This window comes from Mucilaginibacter sp. P4_G9, assembly GCF_056400985.1.
On sequence record NZ_JBFUKF010000319.1, the window covers coordinates 1 to 5,780 of the forward strand.

Annotated in this window: 6 protein-coding genes; 3 read left to right on the forward strand and 3 right to left on the reverse strand. The window is 42.1% G+C overall.

Going from position 1 to position 5,780, the window contains the following annotated elements:
* The first annotated feature begins 233 nt into the window (after positions 1-233).
* On the forward strand, positions 234-647 hold the full coding sequence (locus tag AC1DPZ_RS20590) for a nuclear transport factor 2 family protein (protein ID WP_477406920.1): 414 nt from the start codon (positions 234-236) through the stop codon (positions 645-647).
* 37 nt (positions 648-684) lie between these two features.
* Here AC1DPZ_RS20590 and AC1DPZ_RS20595 read toward each other — a convergent pair whose 3' ends face one another.
* Both AC1DPZ_RS20595 and cobA read right to left on the reverse strand, forming a co-directional pair.
* Positions 685-1,038, reverse strand: a complete 354-nt coding sequence (locus AC1DPZ_RS20595) for a DUF7009 family protein (protein ID WP_477406922.1) — start codon at positions 1,036-1,038, stop codon at positions 685-687.
* A gap of 8 nt (positions 1,039-1,046) precedes the next feature.
* Positions 1,047-1,775, reverse strand: a complete 729-nt coding sequence (cobA, locus tag AC1DPZ_RS20600; RefSeq protein WP_477406924.1) for a uroporphyrinogen-III C-methyltransferase — start codon at positions 1,773-1,775, stop codon at positions 1,047-1,049.
* Between the two features lie 288 nt (positions 1,776-2,063).
* On the opposite strand from cobA, the gene nirB reads away from it, so the two are divergent.
* Positions 2,064-4,559 (forward strand): nitrite reductase large subunit NirB, encoded by a 2,496-nt coding sequence (gene nirB, locus AC1DPZ_RS20605; protein ID WP_477406926.1) that lies wholly within the window; start codon positions 2,064-2,066, stop codon positions 4,557-4,559.
* Between the two features lie 79 nt (positions 4,560-4,638).
* Positions 4,639-4,989, forward strand: a complete 351-nt coding sequence (nirD, locus tag AC1DPZ_RS20610) for a nitrite reductase small subunit NirD (RefSeq protein ID WP_477406928.1) — start codon at positions 4,639-4,641, stop codon at positions 4,987-4,989.
* A gap of 106 nt (positions 4,990-5,095) precedes the next feature.
* Here the strand turns inward: nirD and AC1DPZ_RS20615 are convergent, their stop codons facing one another.
* On the reverse strand, positions 5,096-5,779 hold the full coding sequence (locus AC1DPZ_RS20615) for a Crp/Fnr family transcriptional regulator (protein ID WP_477406930.1): 684 nt from the start codon (positions 5,777-5,779) through the stop codon (positions 5,096-5,098).
* Position 5,780: the final 1 nt, after the last annotated feature.

Sequence of the window (5,780 nt, forward strand, 5' to 3'; positions counted from 1 at the left end):
ACCGGGAACAGGGTAAACCTTACTGCAATTCCGCCACGCAGCCGCTTCCCTGTAAAGGTTACGGTAGTAGCCTGGCAGTATGGTAACAGCAATGAACCCAAACTGCAAACGGCGGTACCGGTAGTGCAAACCTTTTTGATCAAAAAATGATATATTGTTGAAAAATATGCTATTAACCAATTTATAAAGTCATGAAAATTAGTTCAGGAATTAAATTTTTGTTTTGCTTGATTATGATAAACAGCGTAACGCCGGAGCTGGTAAAGGCCCAGTCAAAAAAATCAGTTAAAGAGGTTGCAACAGCAGTAGAAAGCCTGCGTAAAGCGATGGTTGATGCCGACAGCCTGGCATTGGATGAATTAACAGCAGATAGCCTGAGTTATGGTCATTCGGGTGGAATGTTGCAAACTAAAAATGAATTTATACATAGTATAACCAGCGGCGCTTCAGACTTTGTTACCATCGATCTGTCTGACCAAAAAATTACCATATCAGGTAATACGGCCATAGTAAGGCATATTTTATCGGCCGCTACCAATGATGCCGGTAAAGGTCCGGGTACGGTTAAAATTGGAATATTGCTGGTATGGGTAAAAAATAAATCCGGATGGCATTTACTGGCCCGGCAAGCCGTTAAAGTTCCCTGATCCGCAATTGATTGGGGCTTTTCCAATTCTGGGTTATTTAACGTTGAAATGCCAGTGGGTTTGGGTAATTGTCGCTCTGGTCTTCAGCTACATTATCCAAACACTTAAAATCCTTTTCAACCAGCAGATATAAAGAGCTGCTGTTGCTTTCGTACCCAACACGATCAGAACCTGTCCAATTGTTGGCCATTGCCGCCGGCATGTACATGGTTATGGTATTGTTATTAAAGCTTGCTGTTAAAACTTCGGTAATGGACCGTTGTAGTGCATATTTAAATACCTGTGTACCAAAAGTGGTTGTTTCCTCAATATACCCATCCCTGTCAAATTGTTCAACATCGGTTTTGGTAAGTCTGTACCGCAGGGAGTTTCCTTTTATCCTGATCTTCATATCAATTCTTAATTTTTAACATTCACTACATCACCAATAATAATGATGGCCGGGTACGTAAGTTGGTGTTCTGCAGCAATTGTTACCAGGTCTTTAACCACCCCCTTTGCCGATTTTTGTTTTGGTAGCGATGCATGCTGTATAATAGCTGCGGGGGTATCGCCACGGCCTGCAGCGATATAAGCTGCTGCAATTTCTTCCAGCTTTTTCATACCCATATATATAACTACGGTAGCGTTGCTTTGCATGGCCAGGTTAAGGTCGGCAGATAACCGTCCGTCCTTTTTTGTGCCGGTAACCATCCATACACTTTCACTTACCGAACGATGGGTGAGCGGGATATCCTCACAACCCGACGCCTGCATACTGGTAATGCCGGGTATATAGTGCGTTGTAATGCCATGCTCGCGGGCGTAAATGATCTCTTCAAACCCCCTGCCGAATATAAACGGATCGCCACCTTTTAACCTTACCACGCTGCCTTTGGTAAAAGCGTAATGTTTTATTAGCTCATGAATGGTTTCCTGTGGAGTATAATCGCCGTAAGGCTGTTTGCCAACATATACCTTTTCGCAATCCTCCGGGCTTATATCCAGCAATTCTTTATTAGCAAGATTGTCATATAGAATAACTTTTGCCTGTTGAAGTACCTTATATCCCTTCATTGTTATCAATTCTGGGTCTCCCGGACCGGCTCCAATCACAAATAGTTCGGGTTTTTGTATTTTATTTTGCATATTTTCAAATTTGCGGCTAAAAAATCAGATAATGACTGATTTTATTTGAGTGATTTTGCCAAAGTCTTAAATTTATCAATAAAATAATCTTTATTGATGATGTAAAATATATTAATACCTCTAAATTATGAATTAAAATGTCAATAAACATGATTTATTTAATAAAAAAATGAATTTAAATTTTTATTTGACGTTTTTTTCAGTTATAATTGTAGTGTAAATGTAATCAAGGTCGTAATTGGATGCATTTAGGTTTGAAAATTGCTTTAACATTTAAAAAATTTCGATATGTCAAAACCAACCATCATTGTTGTTGGCAACGGTATGGTGGGTTACAAGTTTTGTGAAAAACTTTTAGCCAGATCAACCCAGTTCCAAATAATTGTTTTTGGCGAAGAGCCCCGTCACGCTTATGACAGGGTGCACCTGAGCGAATATTTTAATGGCAAAACTGCCGATGACCTGTCGCTTTCCACTTTATCGTGGTATGCCGATAATGACATCGCGCTTCATCTTGACGATCCTATCCAGGAGATCAACCGTACCGAAAAAACAATCCACTCATTAAAAGGTGTTACCTTAAAATATGATTACCTGGTTTTAGCTACCGGTTCATCTGCTTTTGTGCCCGATATTCCGGGGATCGAAAAAGAGGGGGTATTTGTTTACCGTACTATCGAAGATCTGGAGTTGATAAAAGCCTGTGCCGCTAATGCAAAATGCGGAGCGGTAATGGGTGGCGGGTTGCTTGGACTTGAAGCTGCCAAAGCCCTGATTGACCTGGGTATTGAAGAAACACATGTAATTGAATTTGCCCCGCGGTTAATGCCAAGGCAAATAGATTCGGCCGGTAGCAGTATGCTGCAGTTGAAGCTTAGCCAGCTAGGTTTGCACATTCATTTAAATAAAAGTACTGCTGCTATTGTTGGCGAAAAAAAGATCGAGTCACTTCGCTTTAATGATGATAGTCTGCTTGCGGTTGATATGCTGGTAATCTCTGCCGGTATCCGTCCGCGCGATGAGCTGGCAAAACTTGCCGGTTTACATGTTGGCACCCGTGGTGGTATCATTGTGAACGAAAAAATGCAAACCAGCGATGCAAGCATTTATGCCATTGGCGAATGTGCTTTGTATGAAGGCATGATTTACGGTTTGGTTGCGCCAGGTTATGAGATGGCTGATATTGTGGCCGCTCATTTAACCGAGGTGGATAAATCTTTCTACGGATATGATATGAGCACCAAACTAAAGCTGATTGGTGTTGATGTAGCCAGCTTTGGTGATGCTTTTATAACCGAGCCGGATTGTCGTACCATTTTGTTTGAGGATACGCACAAGGGCATTTACAAGCGTATTAACATCTCCAATGATGGTAAGCAGCTTTTGGGTGGTATATTAATAGGTGATGCTGATGCCTATAATATGTTGCTGCAAACTGTAAATAATAAAATTGTTCTTCCTCCCGATCCTGAGGATCTTATCCTGGGTTCAAGAGGTGGCGCTGCAAGTGAGGGAGCCGGTGTAATGAGCCTGCCCGATGATGCGCTTATCTGCTCGTGCGAGGCGGTAACCAAATCGGCAATCTGCTCGGCGGTGAATGAAGGCGGCGTTACCGGTATTGATGGGATGAAAAAATGCACCAAAGCCGGTACCGGCTGCGGTGGCTGTGTGCCAATGGTGAAAGACCTGATTGCAGGAACCTTGAAGGCCAACGGGCAGTATATTAAAAATGTAATCTGTGAGCATTTTGATTATTCAAGGCAGGAGCTTTTTGATCTTGTAAAAATAAACGGACTGAAAAATTATGACCTGGTGCTTGATCATTATGGTAAAGGCGACGGCTGCGAAGTTTGCAAGCCTGTTGTTGCCAGTATATTATCGAGCCTTTGGAATGATGTAATAGTAAAACAGGAAGTTATACAGGATAGTAACGACAGGTTTTTAGCAAATATTCAAAAAGGTGGTACTTATTCTGTGGTGCCGCGCATACCGGGTGGCGAGATAACTCCGGATAAATTAATTGTGATTGGGCAGGTAGCTAAAAGATACGGGCTTTATACCAAAATAACCGGAGGGCAGCGTATTGATATGTTCGGTGCGCATTTGAGCGATCTGCCATTAATATGGGAAGAGCTGATAGATGCTGGTTTCGAAAGCGGTCATGCTTATGGCAAAGCTTTGCGTACCGTAAAAAGTTGCGTAGGCAGTACCTGGTGCCGCTTTGGTTTACATGATAGTGTAACTTTCGCTATTGAGATTGAAGATAGGTATAAAGGTATCCGCGCGCCGCACAAACTTAAAGGTGGCGTAAGTGGCTGCGTACGTGAATGTGCCGAAGCACAGTCAAAAGATTTTGGAATTATAGCTACTGAAAAAGGCTGGAATCTTTACATATGCGGTAATGGTGGATCTAAACCACAACATGCCCAATTGCTGGCTACCGATATTGATAGTGCAACCTGTATCAAATACCTTGATAGGTTCCTGATGTTTTATATCAAAACCGCCGATCCGCTAACCCGTACTGCAACCTGGTTAAATAAGCTGGATGGTGGAATGAGCTATCTTAAAAATGTGATTGTAAACGATAGTCTTGGTCTGGCCGAACAACTGGAAGAAGAAATGCAGACGCTGGTAGATACCTATCACTGCGAGTGGAAAGAGGTTATTGAAAGTCCTGGAATGCGTAAACGTTTTGCTCACTTTATAAACGCTCCCGAGGAAAAAGATCCACATGCACAGTTTGAACCAATGCGCGAGCAGGTGCGGGCTAAAGAGTGGTAGGTTTTTAAGTTAAAATTCAAAAAGTTAAAAAAGAAGGCGGCATGTTTTAGACGTGTTGGGCTGATAAAAATATAACACAATGGAAACAACAATAGCAACACAATGGATACTGGCATGTTATGTAGATGATGTGCCCGAAAATGGCGGATCGTGCGTAAAGCATGGTGATGAGCAGATAGCTATTTTTAATTTTACCCGCAGGGGTGAGTGGTATGCAACTCAAAATCTTTGTCCGCATAAACAGCAAATGGCTATTTCGCGGGGAATGATAGGCAGTGCCGGCGAAAGTTGCGAGCCAAAAGTAGCTTGTCCTTTTCATAAAAAAGCATTCTCATTACTTACTGGCGAATGTATTGGCGAAGAGGAATTGGTTATTAAAACCTATCCTGTAAAAGTTGCAGACGGTAAGGTATTTGTGGGTATCGCTTAAGGCAAATACCTACAAATAATTAAGATTAATACAGGCGGGACTCCGATAGAGTCAACGCCTGTTTTTTTTTACAAAAACGGCCAGCCCGTCCCTGGGTTTGCGTATGCTATTGGTTGGTATCCTGTGTTAAAACAAATAATTTTTCCTGGTTAACAATGCTGATCTTTTTGCCGTTGGTGCTGATGATTTCTTCCTGGGTGAGCTCGTTCACCACCCTGAAAACTGTTTCATAAGTTGCACCGGCATAAGAGGCCAGGTCCTGGCGGGTAAGCTCAATATCAATATGGCCATCTTCGTTAATGCCAAACTGATCTTTTAGTGATACCAAAGCATGGGCAACGCGGCCCTTAACAGGCATATGTGCCAGGTTGCGCATCTTTTTTTCTGCTTCCTGTAATTCATCGGCAAAAAATAACATCAGTTGGTAGGTATATTGAGGGTTTACTTTTAAAGTTGCCTCAAAAAATTCCATATCAACGTAACATATAATACCATTTTCAAGCGCTGTTGCCGAAATAGGGTAATGAGTTGCGTGTTTTCCTAACACCCTGTGCCCAAAAATGGCTCCTTTATTGGCAAAACGGATGATGAGTTCCTTATCTGAGCCCCATTTTTTGTGAACTTTCACATTTCCCTGGTACACAAAATAGATTCCGGTAACCGGGTCGCCTTCGCTAAAAATAACCTGTCCTTTCTTAACTTTGAAGTTTTTTCTGTTTGCGGCAATGGCTGGCAACCATTCTTTTATACAGCTTTTGCATAAAGTACAAGTTTGGTTGTCGCATTGAATG

Excerpts from the sequence above, each read along its gene's own strand:
- AC1DPZ_RS20590 (WP_477406920.1), top strand. The coding sequence starts at position 234 with ATGATAAACAGCGTAACGCCGGAGCTGGTAAAGGCCCAGTCAAAAAAA.
- AC1DPZ_RS20595 (WP_477406922.1), bottom strand. The coding sequence starts at position 1,038 with ATGAAGATCAGGATAAAAGGAAACTCCCTGCGGTACAGACTTACCAAA.
- cobA (WP_477406924.1), bottom strand. The coding sequence starts at position 1,775 with ATGCAAAATAAAATACAAAAACCCGAACTATTTGTGATTGGAGCCGGT.
- nirB (WP_477406926.1), top strand. The coding sequence starts at position 2,064 with ATGTCAAAACCAACCATCATTGTTGTTGGCAACGGTATGGTGGGTTAC.
- nirD (WP_477406928.1), top strand. The coding sequence starts at position 4,639 with ATGGAAACAACAATAGCAACACAATGGATACTGGCATGTTATGTAGAT.